A 17,303-nucleotide genomic window follows, 5' to 3' on the forward strand; every position below is an offset into this window, starting at 1 on the left:
GCTACGGCGGCTCACAGCGAGGTGGCCAGCATCTGCTCGTAGTCGTCGGCGCTGGCCAGGCGCGGGTTGGTGCCGTGGCAATGGTCCTTGAGCGCCCCGCCGATCACGGCCGCGAACTGGGCGCGCTCCACGCCCATGGCGGCCAGGCCCGTGGGCAGGCCCAGGCGGGCGTTCATGTCGCGTATGGCTTCGGGAATGTCGCTGCCCGAGGCCAGACCCATGGCGTGGGCCATTCGCTGCAGGCGCTGTTCGGCGCGCACGCTCTCGGCCTCGGCATTGAAGCGCACCACGGCGGGCAGGAACATGGCGTTGAGCGTGCCGTGGTGCAGGCGCGGGTTCACGCCGCCCAGGCTGTGGCTGAGGCTGTGCACGCAGCCCAGACCCTTCTGGAAGGCCATGGCGCCCTGCATGCTGGCGCTCATCAGCTGGCGGCGTGCCTCGGCGTCCTGGCCATTGCGGGTGGCGCGTTCTATGTGCGCCCAGCCGCGCGTGAGGCCGTCCAGCGCAATGCCGTCGGCAGGCGGATTGAAGGCGGCTGCCATGAAGGTTTCCATGCAGTGGGCGATGGCGTCCATGCCCGTGGCGGCCGTCAGCATGGCGGGCAGGCCGTAGGTCAGTTCCGGATCGCAGATGGCGGCGCGCGGCACCAGGTGCCAGCTGTGAAAGCCCAGCTTGCGGTGGTCGTCCACGATGATGATGGCGCCGCGCGCCACCTCGCTGCCCGTGCCGCTGGTGGTGGGCACGGCAATCAGCGGTGCCACGCGCTCGGTGATGCGCGGCGAGCCGCCCTCGATGGTGGCGTAGTGCGACAGCGGCCCTTCGTGCGTGGCCGCAATCGCCACGCCCTTGGCGCAGTCGATGGCGCTGCCGCCGCCCACGGCGATCAGGCCGTCGCAGCGCTGCTCCTGGTAGATTGCAGCGGCTGCACGCACGGCGGCCTCGGTGGGATTGGAGGGCGTCTGGTCGAACACTGCGTGCGGCATGTCGCCCAGCCCATCCAGCGCCTTTTGCAGCACGCCGGCCGCCTTGACGCCCTGGTCGGTGACGATCAGCGGCCGCGTGATGCCCACGCGCTCGCACTCCTGGCGCAACAGGCGCACGGCGCCGAAGTCAAACTGGATCTGGGTGACGTAGTTGATGAAAGCCATGGTCGGTGACTCGTTGCGGGCCGCTGCGGCCCGTGGTGGGGATCAGGGGGAGTGCGCCGAATCTAGACCGCGCGTGCTGCACTGCAAACAAAGCAAACCCTGAGAGGGCGCCTGCGCGGTCACGAGGGCGACAGCACGGGCGTGCACTGCCATCGCATGGCTGCCAGGGCCTTGTGCTCGCGGCACAATGCCTGCTGAGCGGCGCCTGCCGTGCCTTGCCGGCCGCGCCGCATTGCCTTGCCAGATGGCTCCGATCGAACCTGTCCCTGAACTTGCTCCTGAACGTGCCCCAGCCCGAATCCCGCCCCCACGCCACGCCGCTGCCGGCGTCCCTGACCCACCAGATGCGCGATGTGCTGCGCCGTATGGAGCGCGCCGCACGCACGCCCATGCACCAGCTGGGCGCCGAGGGTGCGCGCGCCGCCTATGAGGCGGGCGCCGGCGTGCTCGAAATTCCCAAGCCCGTCCTGCCGCGTGTCGAGGACCTGCAGATTCCCGCGCGCGATGGCGCCTTGCTGCCCGCTCGGCTCTATGCGCCTGAGGAGCGTGCCCAGGCACCGGCCTCTGGCCTGCCCGTGCTGCTGTACCTGCATGGCGGCGGCTTCACCGTGGGCAGCGTGGCCACGCACGACGTGCTGTGCCGCCAGTTGGCCCACCTCTCGGGCGCCATGGTGATCTCGCTGGAATACCGGCGCGCGCCCGAGCACAAATTCCCCACGGCCCACAACGACGCCTGGGATGCGCTGCAATGGCTGGCTTCGCAGGGCGCCTTGCTGGGCGCCGACCCTGCACGCCTGGCCGTGGGCGGCGACAGCGCGGGCGGCACGTTGGCCGCAGCCTGCGCCATCCATGCGCGCGATGCAGGCCTGAAGCTGGCCCTGCAACTGCTGATCTACCCGGGCACGACGGCCCACCAGGACACTGACTCGCACCGCCGTTTCGCCCACGGGCTGGTCATTGACGAGCCGGCCATCACCTGGTTCTTTGCCCAGTACCTCAACAGCCCTGCCGACAGCGAGGACTGGCGCTTCGCCCCGCTGCTGGCGCCTGACGTGGACGGCGTGGCCCCGGCCTGGATAGGCCTGGCCGAATGCGACCCGCTGGTGGACGAGGGCGTGGAATACGCCGACAAGCTGCGCATGTCGGGCGTGCCCGTGGATCTGGAGATCTACCGGGGCGTGACCCATGAATTCGTCAAGATGGGCCGCGCCATTGCCGAAGCGCGCCGTGCACATGCCGACATGGCGCGCGCCTTGGCCGACGCCTTCGCGGCCTGAGAGCCAGGGCATCCAAGACACCCAAGACAACAGGAGAGAAAAACCCATGCAACGCCAAGATTTCCGCACGCTGCAACGCATCGAAGTGCGCTGGTCCGAAGTGGACGCCCAGAAGATCGTCTTCAACGCCCACTACCTGATGTACGCCGACGTGGCCGTCACCGACTACTGGCGCCAGTTGGGCATGCCCTATGAGTCATCCTTCGCGGCCCTGGGCGGCGAGCTGTTCGTCAAGAAGGCCACCACCACCTACCACGCATCGGCCACGCTGGGCGACGTGCTGCATGTGGGCATACGCTGTGCCAGGCAGGGCAATACCTCGCTGTTGTTCGAGGCCGGCATCTTCCGGGGCATGGAACTGCTCAACACCGTGGAACTGGTCTATGTGTTCGCCGATGCCACCACGCGCCAGCCGCTGCCCGTGCCGCAGCAGCTGCGCGACGTGCTCACCGCCTATGAGGCAGGCCAGAGCGTGGTGCGCGTGGCATCGGGCAGCTGGAACGACCTGGGCCGCGACGCCGAGCGCCTGCGCCTGGCCGTGTTCGTGCACGAGCAGGGCGTGCCGCGCGAGATCGAGATCGACGAGTTCGACCCCGTGGCCCGCCACGCCGTGGTCTACAACGGCCTGGGCCAGCCCATTGCCACCGGCCGCCTGGTCAGCGACAGCCCCGGCGCGGGCAGGATCGGCCGCATGGCCGTGGACCGCAGCGTGCGCGGCGGCCGCTGGGGCCGCATCGTGCTGGACAGCCTGGTGGAGGCCTCCCGCCAGCGCGGCGACCGCGAAGTCGTGCTGCACGCGCAGCGCCATGCCGAGTCGTTCTACCTGCGCGCGGGCTTCACGCCCGAGGGCGAGTCCTATGAAGAGGCCGGCATTCCCCACATCACCATGAGGAAAGTGCTCACCGCCTGAGCTGCAGGCAGCTCAGGCGGTGCAAGGCCCAAATCTCAAATGTCCTCGCGCAGCGCGTAGGGCAGGGGCTTGAGCTGCAGCGCCACGGCCTGCGCGGCATCGGCGCGCTGGCCCTCGCCCAGGGCGGCGTGGGCCAGCAGGCGCTGCTCAGCCGAGCTGATCTGCATGGAGACAATGGCGTCCCAGCCCCCGCCGGGCGCCGGGGCGGCCTGGACCACGGTGCCGGTGGCCTGCTCCAGATCCTCGGGCGTGAAGACTTCCATGCCGGCTGCCAGCGGCTGCTGGGCATGGGCGATGTAGGCGCGGCGCTTGAGCGTGCCCCGGAACTGGCTGCGGGCCACCACCTCCTGGCCCGGGTAGCAGCCCTTCTTGAAATTCACGCCTTCCACCGATTCGTAGTTGAGCATCTGCGGCACGAAGGCATCGACCACGGGTGCCGACAGCGTGGCGATGCCGCTGGCGACTTCGCTCCAGAGCCAATCGGCCTCACTGAGTGCGGGGCCTTCGGGCAGGGGCGCACCGACAGGGGCCACGCGCAGGGCGCGCGGCTGGCTGGCGGCCGGGTACAGGGCGATCAGGCTGGCGTCGCCGTCATCGGTCTTGGTCCAGGGCACGGCTGCCGGGCCCAGGGCCTGTACGGCGGCATCGCCAGCCAGCCCGTGGAGCGTGAATTCGGCCGTGGCGTCGCTGAGCTTGCACTTGGCGCGCAGCACGAACATGGACAGGCGCTTGAGCGTGGGTGCCAGCAGGCTGCGGTCGCACAGCAGCAGGATCTCGTCCTTGCTGCGCTTGAAGCCGATGAAGCTGGCCAGCATGCGGCCCTTGGCCGTGCAGAACGCCGCCAGACGCGCATGCTGCAGATCCAGCAGCGCGAAATCGTTGGTCAGCTGGCCATGCAGGAATGGGGCGGCGTCTTCGCCGAGGGCGCGTATCACGCCGAGATGGGAAACGGGGGCGATGCCGTTCAGTAAAGGCTGGGTCATGGCTGAATTATGATCAGCCGCTCTATTGCTTGCTTGGACCGAGGTTGTGCGCTTTATCTTTCGCGCTTTGATGATGCTGCTGGTGCTGGCAGCCGTGCTGGCCGGTGCCGGCTGGTGGTGGCTGAACCAGCCCCTGCCGCTGTCCCAGCCCACGCTGGAGCTGGAGGTCGAACCCGGCACCACGCCGCGCGGCGTCGCCCGCGAAGTGGTCAAGGCCGGAGTGCAGACCGATGCGCGGCTGCTGTACGCCTGGTTCCGCGTCTCGGGCCAGGACCGGCAGATCAAGGCCGGCAACTATGAACTGACCACGGGCCTGACCCCCTATGTTCTGCTGCAAAAGCTCGCACGTGGCGAGGAATCGCTCAAGGCGCTGACCCTGGTCGAGGGCTGGAACTGGCGCCAGGTGCGCGCAGCCCTGGCCCGCGAGGAATTCCTGCGCCAGGAAAGCGCGGGCATGGACGATGCGGCCCTGATGCAGGCCCTGGGCCGTCCCGGGGTGGCGCCGGAGGGCCGGTTCTTCCCCGATACCTATACCTATGCCAAGGGCAGCTCCGACCTGGCCGTGCTGCGCCGGGCCCTGCATGCCATGGACCGGCGCCTGGCCGATGTCTGGGCGCTGCGCTCGGCCGACACGCCACTCAAGAGCCCCGACGAGGCCCTGACCCTGGCCAGCATCGTCGAGAAGGAAACCGGCCGTGCGGCCGACCGTGCCCAGATCGCAGGCGTGTTCACCAACCGCCTGCGCATCGGCATGCTGCTGCAGACCGATCCCACCGTGATCTACGGCCTGGGCGAGAAATTCGACGGCAACCTGCGCCGCCGCGACCTGCAGACCGACACGCCCTGGAACACCTACACCCGCGCGGGCCTGCCGCCCACGCCCATCGCCATGCCCGGCAAGGCCGCCCTCATGGCCGCCGTGCAGCCCAGCCAGACCAAGGCGCTGTATTTCGTGGCGCGCGGAGACGGCACCAGCCATTTCAGTGCCTCGCTGGACGAGCACAACCGCGCCGTCAACCGCTACCAGCGCGGCCAGCAAAAGCCCTGAGCAAAAGCCCTGAGATATTCCCCAGGGCTGCTGCGGTTCCCGCGGCGCTTGCGTATCCTCTCTTTCCATATGACCAATGCAACCCCCGCCGGCCTGTTCATCAGCTTCGAAGGCATCGATGGCGCCGGCAAGTCCTCGCACATCGCGTCGCTGGCCCAGGCTTTCCGTGACCAGGGCCGCACGGTGACGCTCACGCGCGAGCCCGGCGGCACGCCGCTGGCCGAAAAGCTGCGCGCGCTGATGCTGCACGACGCCATGGACCCGCTGACCGAGGCGCTGATCGCCTTTGCCGCGCGACGCGACCACCTGGTGCAGGTAATCGAGCCCGCGTTGGCGCGCGGCGAGGTCGTGCTCTGCGACCGCTTCACTGATGCCACCTTTGCCTACCAGGGCGCAGGCCGTGGCTTCGACCTGCAGCCGCTGGCCACGCTGGAGCGCATGGTGCAGACGGGCACCGCCCCCCAGCCCGATCTGCTGCGCGAGCCCCACCTGACGCTCTGGTTCGACCTGCCCGCCGAGGTGGCCGCCGAGCGCCTGGCCTCGGCCCGCGTGCCGGACCGCTTTGAGTCCGAACCCGGCAGCTTCTTCGCCCGCGTGGCCCAGGGCTATGCGTCGCGCGCTGCAGCAGCGCCCCAGCGCTTTGCCCGCATCGACTCCAACGCCAGCCGGCATGCGGTCTGGCAGCAGATCACGCAGGTCATGGTGCGCCGGGGCTGGCTGGCCATCATGGTCGGCGGCCAGGGAGGTGCGGCATGAACGAAGCCCTGCCACAGCCGGCCGAGACCGACACCTCCTGGATTGCCGAACAGCGCACACGCCTGCTCGCACAGCGCGGCCATGCCTGGCTGCTGCAGGGGCCTTCGGGCCTGGGGCAGTACGCGCTGTCGCTGTCACTGGTGCGTGCCTGGCTCTGCGAGTCGCCGTCGCCGCAGGGCGCCTGCGGCCACTGCGGCAGCTGCCATGCCATCGACGTGCGCGCCCATGCCGACCTGTGCGTGCTCATGCCCGAGGTGCAGATGATGGCGCTGGGCTGGCCCCTGCCCGAGAAGGCCCAGGCCGACATCGACGACAAGAAGCGCAAGCCCAGCAAGGAAATCCGTGTCGAGGCCATGCGCGACGCCGTGGAGTTCTGCCAGCGCACCAGTGCGCGCGGGCGCGGCAAGGCCGTGCTGGTCTATCCGGCCGAGCAGATGAATGCCATCACGGCCAATGCGCTGCTCAAGACGCTGGAGGAGCCGCCAGGCGATGCGCGTTTCGTGCTCGCCAGCGAGGCATCGCACCAGCTGCTGCCCACCATTCGCAGCCGCTGCCTGATTCACACCATGGCCTGGCCGGATCAGCAAGAGGCCCTTTCCTGGCTGGACACGCAGGGCGTGCCCCCTGAAGCGGCCGCCGTGGCGCTGCGCGCAGCAGGCGGGCGGCCCGGCGATGCACTGGCATTGGCGCAAAGCGGTGGCGGCAGCGACATGGCGTCGTGGTCACAGCTGCCGCGTGCGCTGGCCAAGGGCGATGTGGCGGCCCTGGCCGCCTACGCGCCGCCCCATGCCGTGGAGGCCTTGCAAAAGATCTGCCACGACCTGATGGCACTGGCCGCAGGCGCCGCGCCGCGCTACTTCACGCCAGCCGACCTGCCTTCGCGGCCGCTGGACATGGGCCTGCTGGCCGAATGGTCGCGAACCCTGGCCCAGGCCGCGCGCACGGCCGACCATCCCTTCAACGCAGGCCTCATGGCAGAAGCCCTGGCCGCAGAGGCGCGGCGCGTGCTCATGTCCGGCCAGCCTGCCCGCCAGCGCCGGGCATGAAGGGCGGGGCACGGGAGAACATGGCCAGGCGCTTTTCGCCACATGAAAGCCCGGCCTGTTAACCTACGGCCCTGGGCCCGGTGCCGATTGCGCCGGCCGCTCACCGAACCAATGTCTGCAAACCATCCATGAGCACCGCACCCTCCACACCCCGTCCCAGCGTGATGCAACTGGCGATCAAGGAAAAGGCCGCGCTGTACGCCGCCTACATTCCCATGTTCGCCGAAGGGGGCGTTTTCGTGCCCACGCAGCGTGAGTACCGTCTTGGCGATGATGTCTACGTGCTGCTGACCCTGCCCGACGAGCCCCAGCGCTATCCCGTGGCCGGTCGCGTGGCGTGGATCACGCCCGCACGCGCCTCGGGCAACCGCACGCAGGGCATAGGCATACAGTTTCCCAAGGACGAGAAATCCGCCGAGCTCAAGGCCAAGATCGAGAACATCCTGGGCGCGGCGCTGAGCTCGGACAAGGCCACGCAGACGGTCTGATGGCTGCACCTGTTTCAGGTGCACCTGCCTGCCATGCATGCCGACAGGGAGGACAGCTCCCGGGTCGGCATGGCTGTTTCTGAACCACGAGATTCCATGTTTACCGATTCCCATTGCCATCTGAACTTCCCCGAGCTGCAAAGCCGCCTGCCCGAGATCCGCGAGGCCATGGCGGCCGCGCGTGTCACCCGCGCGCTGTGCATCTGCACCACGATGGAGGAGTTCGGCGATGTGCACCAACTGGCGCTGGACCACGACAACTTCTGGGCCACCGTGGGCGTGCACCCCGATACCGAACACATGACCGAGCCCAGCGTGGGCGACCTGGTGGAGCGCGCCGCGCTGGCGCGCGTGGTCGCCATCGGCGAGACGGGCCTGGACTACTACGGCATGGAAGACCGCAAGGGCGGCCGCACCATTGCCGACCTGGAATGGCAGCGCGAGCGCTTTCGCGTGCACATCCGCGCGGCGCGCCAGACGCAAAAGCCCCTGGTCATCCACACCCGCAGTGCCTCGGACGACACGCTGGCCATCCTGCGCGAAGAAGGCGAGGACGGCTCGGCAGGCCAGGCCGGCGGTGTCTTCCACTGCTTCACCGAGACCATGGAGGTCGCGCGCGCGGCGCTGGACCTGGGCTACTACATCTCGATGTCGGGCATCGTCACCTTCAAGAACGCCCAGCACCTGCGCGACGTGGCCGCCTTCGTGCCGGCCGACCGCCTGCTGATCGAGACCGACAGCCCTTATCTGGCGCCCGTTCCCTATCGCGGCAAGACCAACAATCCGTCGTATGTGCCGTACGTGGCCCAGCAGATTGCACAGGTGCGCGGCATTCCGGTCGAGGAGGTGGCGGCCCTGACCAGTGCCAACTTCGATCAGCTTTTCAAGGGGGTTGTCGCATGAGACTGAATGCTGCGGCCGTCGGCCGCGTGGACCGTCGCCGCTGGCTGGCCCGGGCCGGCCGCGCCCTGACGGCCGTGGCTGCAGCCGGTGCCGGGCTGGCGCACGCCAGCCAGTACGACGACTACGTGCGTGCCATCGTCAGCGACAACGAGCGCGCCATGGTCAACCTGATCTTTCGCGGCTTCGATCCCAACACGCGCGACACGCGCGGCCGCCCGGGCCTGGTTGCGGCCCTGCACCAGGGCTCCCTGGGCGTCTTCGACGTGCTGCTCAAGTCCCCAGGCATCAAGGTCAACGAAGCCTCGCAGCAGGGCGAAACGCCGCTGATGATGGCCTGCATCAAGGGCCACCTGGACCTGGCCAAGGAACTCATACGCCGGGGCGCCGATGTCAACCGCCCCGGCTGGACACCGCTGCACTACGCCACCTCGGCCGACCTGCCCCAAACGCTGGACATCATCAAGCTGCTGCTGGACAAAAGCGCCTACATCGACGCCGAATCGCCCAACGGCACCACGCCGTTGATGCTGGCTGCCCAGTACAGCAGCGAAGCCGTGGTGGACCTGCTCATCGCCGAAGGCGCCGACGTCATCCTGCGCAACCAGCGCGGCTTCACCGCCGCCGACTTCGCCAGGCAGGTGGACCGCCAATACATGGTCGACAAACTCACCAAGGCCATCAAGGCCGAACGCAAGACCCAGCCCTCGCGCGGGAGCTGGTAGCCGCCAGCTGCAAGCCGCAAGCGAAAGCGGCATGGCCGCCCCCACTCCTGTCCGCTCAGGTGGCGTGGTTCCTGCTCAACCTGGCATACAGCCCGTCGCGCGCCAGCAGTTCGGCATGCGTGCCTTGCTCGGCGATGCGGCCGCGCTCCATCACCACCACACGGTCGGCATGCTCGATGGTGGACAGCCGGTGGGCGATGACCAGGGTCGTGCGGCCCTGCATCAGCCGTGTCAGCGCCTCCTGCACCAGGCGCTCGGATTCGTTGTCCAGTGCCGAGGTGGCCTCGTCCAGAATCAGGACCGGCGCATCCTTGTACAGCGCCCGCGCAATCGCCAGCCGCTGGCGCTGGCCGCCGGACAGCTGGCTGGCGTTGTGGCCCACCACCGTCTGCAGGCCCTGGGGCAGGCCGCGCACGTGCGAGCCCAGGTTGGCGGCGTCCAGCGCCGCCCACAGCAGTGCCTCGTCTTCCACGCCACCCAGCGCCACATTGGCGGCAATGGTGTCGTTGAACATCACCACATCCTGGCTGACCATGGCGAACTGCTGGCGCAGGGCGGCCAGATCCCATTCGGGCAGGGGGGTGCCGTCCAGCAGCAACTGCCCATCCGTGGGCTGCAGAAAGCGCGGCAGCAGGTTCACCAGCGTGGTCTTGCCGGCGCCGGACGGCCCCACCAGGGCCACCACCTCGCCGGGTCGCACGCGCAGATCCACATGGCTCAGGGCGGGCGCCTTGTCCTCGCCAAACTGCACGGACACGTCGCGCAGCTCGATCTCGCCACGCGCCTTGCCGGGCACCTGGGTGCCGCCGGTCTCGTCGCCCGAGCCCTCCAGCAGATGCAGGCCGCGCTCCAGCGCCGCCACGCCGCGCGTGATGGGGTTGGCCACATCGGCCAGGCGGCGAATGGGGGCAATCAGCATCAGCATGGCCGTGATGAAGGCCGCGAAGCTGCCCACCGTCACATCCTGCACATTGGCCGCGGCGGCGCCCGTGCCCCGGCTTTGCCACAGTGCGATGCAGATCACGGCCGACAGGGCAGCAGCGGCCAGCAGTTGGGTCAGCGGTGTCATCGCGGCAGAGGCGATGGTGGCCTTGATGGCCAGCTTGCGCAGTTGCCCGCTCAGGCCGCCAAAGCGCTTTTGCTGGCCCTGCTGCGCGCCATGCAGGCGCACCATGCGGTGGGCCAGCACGTTCTCCTCCACCACATAGGCCAGGGAGTCCGTGGCCTCCTGGCTGATCTTGGTGATGCGGTACAGGCGGCGCGACAGCGTCTTCATGATCCAGGCCACGCCCGGCACCACGGCGGCCACCACCAGCGTCAGCTGCCAGTTCAGATACAGCAGGTAGCCCAGCAGCGCCACCAGGGTGAAGCCATCGCGCGAGATGCCCAGCATGGCCTGCACCAGCAGGGTGGAGCCGGTCTGCACCTCATAGACCACGGTGTTGGACAGCGATGAGGCCGACTGGCGCGAGAACAAGGCCATGTCGGCCGCCAGCAGCCGCTCGAACAGGCGCCTGCGCAGCGCCAGCATGCCCTCGTTGGCAATGCGCGCCAGCGCGTACTGGCCCACGAACTGCGACAGGCCCCGCACCAGGAACACGCCGATGATGGCCAGCGGCACCGACCACAGGGGCAGCGTGCCGTCGGTGAAGCCGCTGTCCAGCAGCGGCTGCAGCAATGCCGGTATCAACGGCTCGGTGACCGCACCCACCAGCGTGGCGGCCACGGCCATCGTCCAGGCCAGGCGCTGACCACCAAAATAGGGGGACAGGCGCTTCAGGCGCTGCGACAGGGTCAGGGTGCTGGCGAGATCATGGGCCGCCGGTGCGGCGGACGGCGCAGGGGCCGGCGGCGGTGAGGATGGTGCGTGCATGAAGCGCGGATTTTACGGCGGGCTTGCCTGGGGCTGCCCCATGGGGAACCGATGCGGCTGGCGGGGATCGACAAAGCCTGGGCCGACAGACCCTACAGTGCACGTTCTTACATCGTGACGCATCCAGTGTGTGTAACATTCGCACCTGTGCAAGTACCGGGGTCTTCCCGTAGATATTGATGAATGCCAATGACTATTGACCGACTCCTTTCTCCTTCCTCCCTGGCGGCCGTGCCGCGCCCTTCGCGCCGAACCCTGCTGGCCGCTCTTGCCTCCACTCCCGCAATTCCCGCGCTGGCCCAGTTCCGCGTCGAAGTGACGGGCGTGGGCCTGACCCAGTTGCCCATCGCCATTGCAGCATTCAAGGGAGAAGGGCAGGCGCCCCAGAAGATCTCGGCCATCATCCAGGCCGACCTGGAGCGCAGCGGTCAGTTCCGCGCCGTGGACACGGCCGGCGTGCAACTCGATGAAACCTCGCGCCCCGATGTCGCCATGTGGCGCCAGAAAAGCGCAGATTCCCTGGCCGTGGGCAGCATCACGCGCCTGGCCGATGGCCGCTACGACGTGCGCTTTCGCCTTTGGGACGTGGTCAAAGGCCAGGACCTGGGCGGCCAGGGCTTTGCCGTCACCACCGGCGACCTGCGCCTGGTGGCCCACCGCATCTCCGACTACATCTACGAGAAACTCACGGGCGAGAAAGGCGTGTTCTCCACACGCATCGCCTACGTGACCAAGGCAGGAAGCAACTACCGCCTGTGGGTGGCCGATGCCGATGGCGAGAACGCGCAGTCCGCCCTGTCCAGCCCGGAACCCATCATCTCGCCCGCCTGGTCGCCCACCGGCACCCAGCTGGCCTATGTTTCCTTCGAGTCGCGCAAGCCCGTGGTCTATGTGCACGATGTGGCCAGCGGCCGCCGTCGCCTGGTCGCCAACTTCCGGGGCTCCAACAGCGCGCCGGCCTGGGCTCCCGATGGCAACTCGCTGGCCGTCACGCTCAGCCGTGATGGTGGTTCGCAGCTGTACCTGATCAGCGCCCAGGGCGGCGAGCCCCGCCGCCTGATGCAAAGCAGCGGCATCGACACCGAGCCGAACTTCTCCAGCGATGGCCGCTCCATCTACTTCGTCAGCGACCGTGGCGGCGCCCCGCAGATCTACAAGGTGCCGGCTTCCGGCGGCAGCGCGGAGCGCGTCACCTTCACCGGCAACTACAACATCTCGCCCAGTGTCAGCCCCGATGGAAAGTGGCTTGCGTACATCTCGCGCGTGGGCGGCGGCTTCAAGCTCCACGTCATGGACCTGGGCACCGGCACCGTGAATGCCATCACCGACACCACGGCGGACGAAAGCCCCAGCTTCGCTCCCAACAGCCGCCTGATCGTCTACGCCACGCTGCAGCAGGGCCGCGAGTCCCTGATGACCACCACGCTGGACGGCAAGATCAAGGCGCGGCTGGCAGGGCAGGGCGGAGACATCCGCGAGCCCGACTGGGGTCCGTTCCAGCGCCAGTGATAGCCCGGCTTCCTCGATTTCTTTTCAGTCAACAAGTCAACTCAGCACGAAGTCCATCCGGACATACGGAGATTTTTCATGATCACCATCAAACGACTTTCCCTGGCACTTGCAGTCACCGCACTCATGGCAGGTTGCAGCTCGGGCGTCAAGCTCGACGAAACCCCGGTCACCGACGCGGGCGCCTCCAGCACGGGCCAGGGCAGCGGTGCCGGCACCGGCAGCACCTCGCAAAGCGGCATCTCGGGCGTGGACCTGACCGGCTCGGCTGCCGACAAGGCAGGTCCCCAGGGCGTCAGCCGCATCGTCTACTTCGACTTCGACAGCTACGTCGTCAAGGCCGATGCCCAGCCCCAGATCGAAGCCCATGCACGCTTCCTGAAGGCGTCTTCTGCACGCAAGGTCCAGATCGAAGGCCATACCGACGAGCGCGGCGGCCGCGAATACAACCTGGCCCTGGGCCAAAAGCGCGCCGAAGCCGTGCGCCGCTCGCTGGGCCTGCTGGGCGTGAGCGACGCGCAGATGGAAGCCGTGAGCTACGGCAAGGAAAAGCCTGCCTCCGAAGGCCATTCCGAAGACGCCTACGCGCAAAACCGCCGCGCTGAACTGTCCTACCGTTGATGAACATGCAGCGCTCCCCGATCCTGCATCGCACCGCGCTGCGCACGCTGCTGGCTGCCGGCCTGATGGCCGGCTACGCCGCCAGCGGCCATGCCGCGCTGTTCGGCGATGACGAGGCGCGCCGCGCCATCCTGGAAATGCGCCAGCGTGTCGACAGCATGCAGCAGTCGCAGCAGCGCATGACCGAGGAAAGCGCGCAAACGCGCCGTGGCCTGCTCGAACTGCAGTCGCAGATCGAGCAGCTCAAGTCCGAGCAAGCCAAGCTGCGCGGCCAGAACGAGCAGCTGCTGCGCGATGTGGCCGAGCTGCAGCGCGGCCAGCGCGACATCGCCAAGGGCGTGGACGAGCGCCTGCGCCAGTTCGAGCCGGTCACGGTGACGGTGGACGGCCAGGAATTCGCGGCCGACCCGGCCGAGAAGCGCGACTTCGAAGCCGCGCTGGCGCAGTTCCGTGCCGGCAGCTTTGCCGAAGCCGGCACGGCATTCTCGTCCTTCCTGAACCAGTGGCCCAAGAGCGGCTACGTGCCCTCGGCACGCTTCTGGCTGGGCAACGCGCAGTACGCCAATCGCAACTACAAGGACGCGATCTCCAACTTCCGCGCGCTGCTGGCGGCAGCCCCCATGCATGGCCGGGCGCCGGAGGCGGCGCTGTCCATCGCCAACTGCCAGATCGAGATGAAGGACACCAAGGGCGCGCGCAAGACGCTGGAAGACCTGATCAAGGCCTATCCCAACGCCGAAGCCACAGCCGCGGCCAAGAACCGTCTTGCCAGCCTCAAGTGATGAGCGATACGGTCTCTTCATCCCCTGCGGGAGAAGACAAGACAGCGCCTGAAGCAGGCGCTGTTTTTTCTGATGCCGACCTGCAGCGCCGCTTCGGCGGCCTGGAGCGCCTGTATGGCGTGCCGGGCGCCGCGCGCATCCGCGCCGCGCACGTCGTCGTGGTGGGCATCGGCGGCGTGGGCTCCTGGACTGCCGAGGCGCTGGCGCGCAGCGGTGTGGGCGAGCTCACACTCATCGACATGGACCATGTCGCCGAGTCCAACATCAACCGCCAGATTCACGCGCTCTCCACCACCGTGGGCCAGGCCAAGATCGAAGCCATGCGCGAGCGCATTGCCCAGATCAACCCGGCCTGCCGCGTGCACTGCATCGACGACTTCGTGGATCCGGACAACTGGCTGCGCCTGCTGCCCCAGAACGCGGACGCCGTCATCGACGCCTGTGACCAGGTCAAGGCCAAGACTGCCATGGCCGCCCATGCGCGCGCCACGCGCCAGTGCTTCATTTCGGTCGGAGCGGCCGGCGGCAAGCGCCTGGCGCACAAGGTGGACATCGAAGACCTCAGCGCCACCACGCACGACCCTTTGCTGGCCCAACTGCGCTACCGCCTGCGCCGCGAGCATGGCGCACCCAAGGAAGGCAAGCGCATCGGCATCGCCTGCGTCTTCAGCCGCGAGGCCGTCGCCCCGCCCGATGCCTCTTGCGCCATCGAAGGCGACGGCACGCTCAACTGCCACGGCTACGGCTCGGTGGTAACCGTCACCGCCACCTTCGGCCAATGCGCCGCAGGCTGGATCATCGATCAACTGAGCCGCATCAAGAATTGAGGCGTAAAATTTGGTGCTAGAATCTATGTCTTCGCTGAGCAGCATCTGATGCATGCAAAGCGTGGTTCGGGTCTTTAGCTCAGTCGGTAGAGCAGCGGACTTTTAATCCGTTGGTCGCGAGTTCGAATCTCGCAGGACCCACCAAAGAACACAAGGCCTCGTAGCAATACGAGGCCTTTTTTCTTCGCTATCGAAGAAGTAGCAAGATGGGGCCGAAATTTCCAGGCCGCGTTCCGCAACTCTGGGCGTGTTCCGCAATTCACCGAACGGGCTTCACCTTCTTGCCCACCTTGTGGCGGATGTACTGGGCGGTCATGCGCTCCGTCGTGTGCTCCAGCCGTATCCCGCCGTCGTCATCCAACGTGTTGGCGGCCGTGGCGCGCAGGCCCCGAGGCTGGAACTGCGCCTTGGGAATGCCGGCGGCATCCCGAGCGGCGTCGAAGCGGTCGCGGAGCATGTTCTTGGTCAGGGGCTGCCGGCTTCGTTGAGCTGGCCGAGCAGGATTCAAACAAGCCGAGCATGTGTTGCGCGTGTCTGCGGGACGAGCAGGTTGTGGACCGTCTGGACACCGCGCTACGTCAATCCACTACGGAAATCTTGAGCGCGTACGCCGAAGACTTGCCCTGGCGGGCGGCTGCGCGGTTGAGGAAGACACGCACACGGTAGTCACCGCTGGCGGGCAATGCACCGGTCCATGTGGGGCCGTCTGCCACCTCGCCCCGGTACAGCGCTTCCTCGCTGCCGGGCGGCAGCACGTTGAAGTAGGTGGAGGTGGATTTCGTCTCCATGTGCACGGTCATCTTCTGCCCGGCAACCGCACGCACTATGTAGTCGTGCGCCTGCTCCTTGTTGCCTTGGAGCTTGCCTTGGACAGTCGCGCCCGACGTGCCTTTCTTGAAGGTCACCGCAGTGGACGGAACGTCCGCCTGGGCGATTGCCGGCATTTGTACAAGCGTGATGGCAGCGAAAAATGCAGCTGTGCAAATTCTGGAAAGCATGCTGATCCTTTCTAAGAGGCACTGATCGCCTCGCTTGCATGCAGGCTACCAGATGATTTTCCGCTTGGGCGCACCCGACGGGCGCGGTTTGCAGGAAGAACTCCGATCAGTGCCGAGGCCTGCCATGACGGGCCCTTCCATCGCGCCGCCCCCGCCGATGACGGCAACGGTCATGGTTGTGATGCCTGCAGGCACCGTGCAAAGTTGGGGGCCGCCAGCGGCCGTTGTTGATTTGGTGTTTCTGCTCGCTTTTTTTCCCTAGATGCCTAGAAATTGAAACGGTAATGATTCCTGAAACTGCCGCGTGGCATCGCCCGAGAAGGTGTGGTTCTGGTCTGGGCCCAGATCCAGCTTGAGAACCTTGCCGGTTTTCTGGCTGAAGTCGAGTGCCTTGAGGTCTATCCAGAAGGTATTTGGCGTCAACGCTGATTCGAAGAAGTAGAGCTTGCGCTGGTGGTCGAAAACGGTTCTCCAGCGGGTTGACGAGATATTGGGCTCCTCCGGCGTATTCAGGCCGTAGGGCACCGAGGCGTTGCGGATCACGCTGAAGACGCTGGCCAGCGCCTTGTTGGGGTCCTGACTTTTGGGGATGGCGTTGACGTAGAAGGATGCGCGGGCAAATCGATCGGCGGCGCGATTGGTGCCGGGCAGCATGGTGGTGCCGCCCACTTGCTGCCAATAGGTGTTGAGAGCCAACTGCTGATCAAACGTCGGTGAATTGGTCATGACCTGGTATTGCCGGCCGTGATGTATCACCTGCCGGCCATTGATGTACTCGACGATGGCGCTGTCGCCGCTGGCGTCGGACATCGAGAGATGCAGCGTCGTCAGCCGGTTCTCTCCGGGAACGTTGTCGGAGACGATGGTGAAAGGTTCTTTCTCCAGCGCCGCAACGGCTTCCTGGACGGTGGCGAAGTTGTCCAGCACGTATTGCGCCCAGGCTGCAATGGTCAGGCCAGGCTTGCTGCCCGCACCGAAGGCCGGGTATTGGGACTCCACCAGCCAGAGCAGGTTGGCGTTGAGGCCGGCTTCATTGACTCCATCGGTGGTGGAGACGTCATAGCCCGAGGTGATGACGCTTCCGTATTTGGACGTCCAGCGCAACGAGTTGGGGCCTGCCTTGCCTGAGCGCTCCATTCCACGCGGGAGCACCCAGAGATTGCTGACGATGTCGCTTTTCCAATCCATGGAGCGCGCGGTGACGACCTGGCCATTCGCACCAAGAAAGACAAGGCGGGTGCAGGCCCAGGTGCTGGGCAGGGCCGTAAGGCCGGCAATTCCCATCGGCAATGCGCCCACTACGGGGTGAATCTGCAGTCTGCGTTTCTTCATGGCAACTCCTTTGCAGGCATTTGGACTGGCGCAGTGTAGTGCGTCATTCGTACCCAGGTCAGAAATGGCCGCCTTGTGAA

The 17,303-nt window shown here is 67.1% G+C and carries 18 protein-coding genes and 1 tRNA gene; 13 read left to right on the top strand and 6 right to left on the bottom strand.

The features are described from left to right. Nucleotides 1-11: 11 nt before the first annotated feature. Entirely contained in the window at nucleotides 12-1,148 is a 1,137-nt protein-coding gene (locus tag ACF8O7_RS20440) for an iron-containing alcohol dehydrogenase (protein ID WP_016446813.1), read from the bottom strand. 272 nt (nucleotides 1,149-1,420) lie between these two features. Here ACF8O7_RS20440 and ACF8O7_RS20445 point away from each other — a divergent pair, with 272 nt between their 5' ends. Next, the gene (locus tag ACF8O7_RS20445; RefSeq protein WP_392444118.1) at nucleotides 1,421-2,425 is read left to right on the top strand and encodes an alpha/beta hydrolase; all 1,005 of its coding nucleotides are present in this window, start codon (nucleotides 1,421-1,423) and stop codon (nucleotides 2,423-2,425) included. Nucleotides 2,426-2,471: 46 nt separating this feature from the next. Continuing rightward, a complete protein-coding gene (locus tag ACF8O7_RS20450) occupies nucleotides 2,472-3,335 on the top strand; it encodes a YbgC/FadM family acyl-CoA thioesterase (RefSeq protein ID WP_392444120.1) in 864 nt (287 codons plus the stop codon). 35 nt (nucleotides 3,336-3,370) lie between these two features. Here the strand turns inward: ACF8O7_RS20450 and ACF8O7_RS20455 are convergent, their stop codons facing one another. Further along, nucleotides 3,371-4,318: a folate-binding protein YgfZ gene (locus tag ACF8O7_RS20455; RefSeq protein ID WP_288896151.1), complete on the bottom strand. Its 948-nt coding sequence runs from the start codon at nucleotides 4,316-4,318 to the stop codon at nucleotides 3,371-3,373. A 46-nt stretch (nucleotides 4,319-4,364) separates the two neighbouring features. Here ACF8O7_RS20455 and mltG point away from each other — a divergent pair, with 46 nt between their 5' ends. From mltG to ACF8O7_RS20485, 6 genes are all read left to right on the top strand, one after another. Next, on the top strand, nucleotides 4,365-5,366 hold the full coding sequence (gene mltG / locus ACF8O7_RS20460) for an endolytic transglycosylase MltG (RefSeq protein WP_016446816.1): 1,002 nt from the start codon (nucleotides 4,365-4,367) through the stop codon (nucleotides 5,364-5,366). A gap of 69 nt (nucleotides 5,367-5,435) precedes the next feature. Continuing rightward, a complete protein-coding gene (gene tmk, locus ACF8O7_RS20465; RefSeq protein WP_016446817.1) occupies nucleotides 5,436-6,122 on the top strand; it encodes a dTMP kinase in 687 nt (228 codons plus the stop codon). Continuing rightward, the gene (locus tag ACF8O7_RS20470; protein WP_016446818.1) at nucleotides 6,119-7,168 is read left to right on the top strand and encodes a DNA polymerase III subunit delta'; all 1,050 of its coding nucleotides are present in this window, start codon (nucleotides 6,119-6,121) and stop codon (nucleotides 7,166-7,168) included. Before tmk ends, ACF8O7_RS20470 begins: the two co-directional genes overlap by 4 nt. Nucleotides 7,169-7,296: 128 nt before the next feature. Further along, on the top strand, nucleotides 7,297-7,656 hold the full coding sequence (locus tag ACF8O7_RS20475; RefSeq protein ID WP_016446819.1) for a PilZ domain-containing protein: 360 nt from the start codon (nucleotides 7,297-7,299) through the stop codon (nucleotides 7,654-7,656). Nucleotides 7,657-7,752: 96 nt separating this feature from the next. Continuing rightward, nucleotides 7,753-8,559 (top strand): TatD family hydrolase, encoded by an 807-nt coding sequence (locus ACF8O7_RS20480; RefSeq protein ID WP_016446820.1) that lies wholly within the window; start codon nucleotides 7,753-7,755, stop codon nucleotides 8,557-8,559. Beyond that, nucleotides 8,556-9,281 (top strand): ankyrin repeat domain-containing protein, encoded by a 726-nt coding sequence (locus tag ACF8O7_RS20485; RefSeq protein ID WP_016446821.1) that lies wholly within the window; start codon nucleotides 8,556-8,558, stop codon nucleotides 9,279-9,281. The genes ACF8O7_RS20480 and ACF8O7_RS20485 overlap by 4 nt, the downstream gene beginning before the upstream one ends. 55 nt (nucleotides 9,282-9,336) lie before the next feature. On the opposite strand, the gene msbA is transcribed toward ACF8O7_RS20485, so the two are convergent. After that, nucleotides 9,337-11,154 carry a lipid A export permease/ATP-binding protein MsbA gene (gene msbA / locus ACF8O7_RS20490; RefSeq protein ID WP_016452860.1) on the bottom strand — a complete coding sequence of 606 codons (1,818 nt, stop codon included), beginning with the start codon at nucleotides 11,152-11,154 and terminating at the stop codon, nucleotides 9,337-9,339. Between the two features lie 189 nt (nucleotides 11,155-11,343). Between msbA and tolB the strand changes: the two genes are divergently transcribed. The 5 genes from tolB to ACF8O7_RS20515 all read left to right on the top strand — a co-directional run bounded on the left by tolB (nucleotide 11,344) and on the right by ACF8O7_RS20515 (nucleotide 15,037). After that, the gene (tolB, locus tag ACF8O7_RS20495; protein ID WP_016446823.1) at nucleotides 11,344-12,663 is read left to right on the top strand and encodes a Tol-Pal system beta propeller repeat protein TolB; all 1,320 of its coding nucleotides are present in this window, start codon (nucleotides 11,344-11,346) and stop codon (nucleotides 12,661-12,663) included. Nucleotides 12,664-12,741: 78 nt separating this feature from the next. Further along, nucleotides 12,742-13,284 (top strand): peptidoglycan-associated lipoprotein Pal, encoded by a 543-nt coding sequence (gene pal, locus ACF8O7_RS20500; protein ID WP_016446824.1) that lies wholly within the window; start codon nucleotides 12,742-12,744, stop codon nucleotides 13,282-13,284. Continuing rightward, a complete protein-coding gene (gene ybgF, locus ACF8O7_RS20505) occupies nucleotides 13,284-14,066 on the top strand; it encodes a tol-pal system protein YbgF (protein WP_034363943.1) in 783 nt (260 codons plus the stop codon). Before pal ends, ybgF begins: the two co-directional genes overlap by 1 nt. Continuing rightward, nucleotides 14,066-14,893, top strand: coding sequence for a ThiF family adenylyltransferase (locus ACF8O7_RS20510; RefSeq protein WP_244386077.1), 828 nt, complete (start codon nucleotides 14,066-14,068; stop codon nucleotides 14,891-14,893). Before ybgF ends, ACF8O7_RS20510 begins: the two co-directional genes overlap by 1 nt. 68 nt (nucleotides 14,894-14,961) lie before the next feature. Continuing rightward, a tRNA-Lys gene (locus tag ACF8O7_RS20515) sits at nucleotides 14,962-15,037 on the top strand. A gap of 115 nt (nucleotides 15,038-15,152) precedes the next feature. Here the strand turns inward: ACF8O7_RS20515 and ACF8O7_RS20520 are convergent. The 3 genes from ACF8O7_RS20520 to ACF8O7_RS20530 form a co-directional block, all read right to left on the bottom strand. Continuing rightward, complete coding sequence (locus ACF8O7_RS20520) at nucleotides 15,153-15,350, bottom strand: hypothetical protein (protein ID WP_016454860.1); 198 nt, start codon at nucleotides 15,348-15,350, stop codon at nucleotides 15,153-15,155. A 121-nt stretch (nucleotides 15,351-15,471) separates the two neighbouring features. Beyond that, complete coding sequence (locus ACF8O7_RS20525; protein WP_016454859.1) at nucleotides 15,472-15,891, bottom strand: hypothetical protein; 420 nt, start codon at nucleotides 15,889-15,891, stop codon at nucleotides 15,472-15,474. Between the two features lie 258 nt (nucleotides 15,892-16,149). Beyond that, nucleotides 16,150-17,175: a linear amide C-N hydrolase gene (locus ACF8O7_RS20530; protein ID WP_392444503.1), complete on the bottom strand. Its 1,026-nt coding sequence runs from the start codon at nucleotides 17,173-17,175 to the stop codon at nucleotides 16,150-16,152. Between the last annotated feature and the right edge of the window lie 128 nt (nucleotides 17,176-17,303).

Origin of the sequence: Delftia sp. WSY_16, assembly GCF_043104415.1 — a bacterium.
GTDB lineage: Bacteria > Pseudomonadota > Gammaproteobacteria > Burkholderiales > Burkholderiaceae_C > Comamonas > Comamonas tsuruhatensis.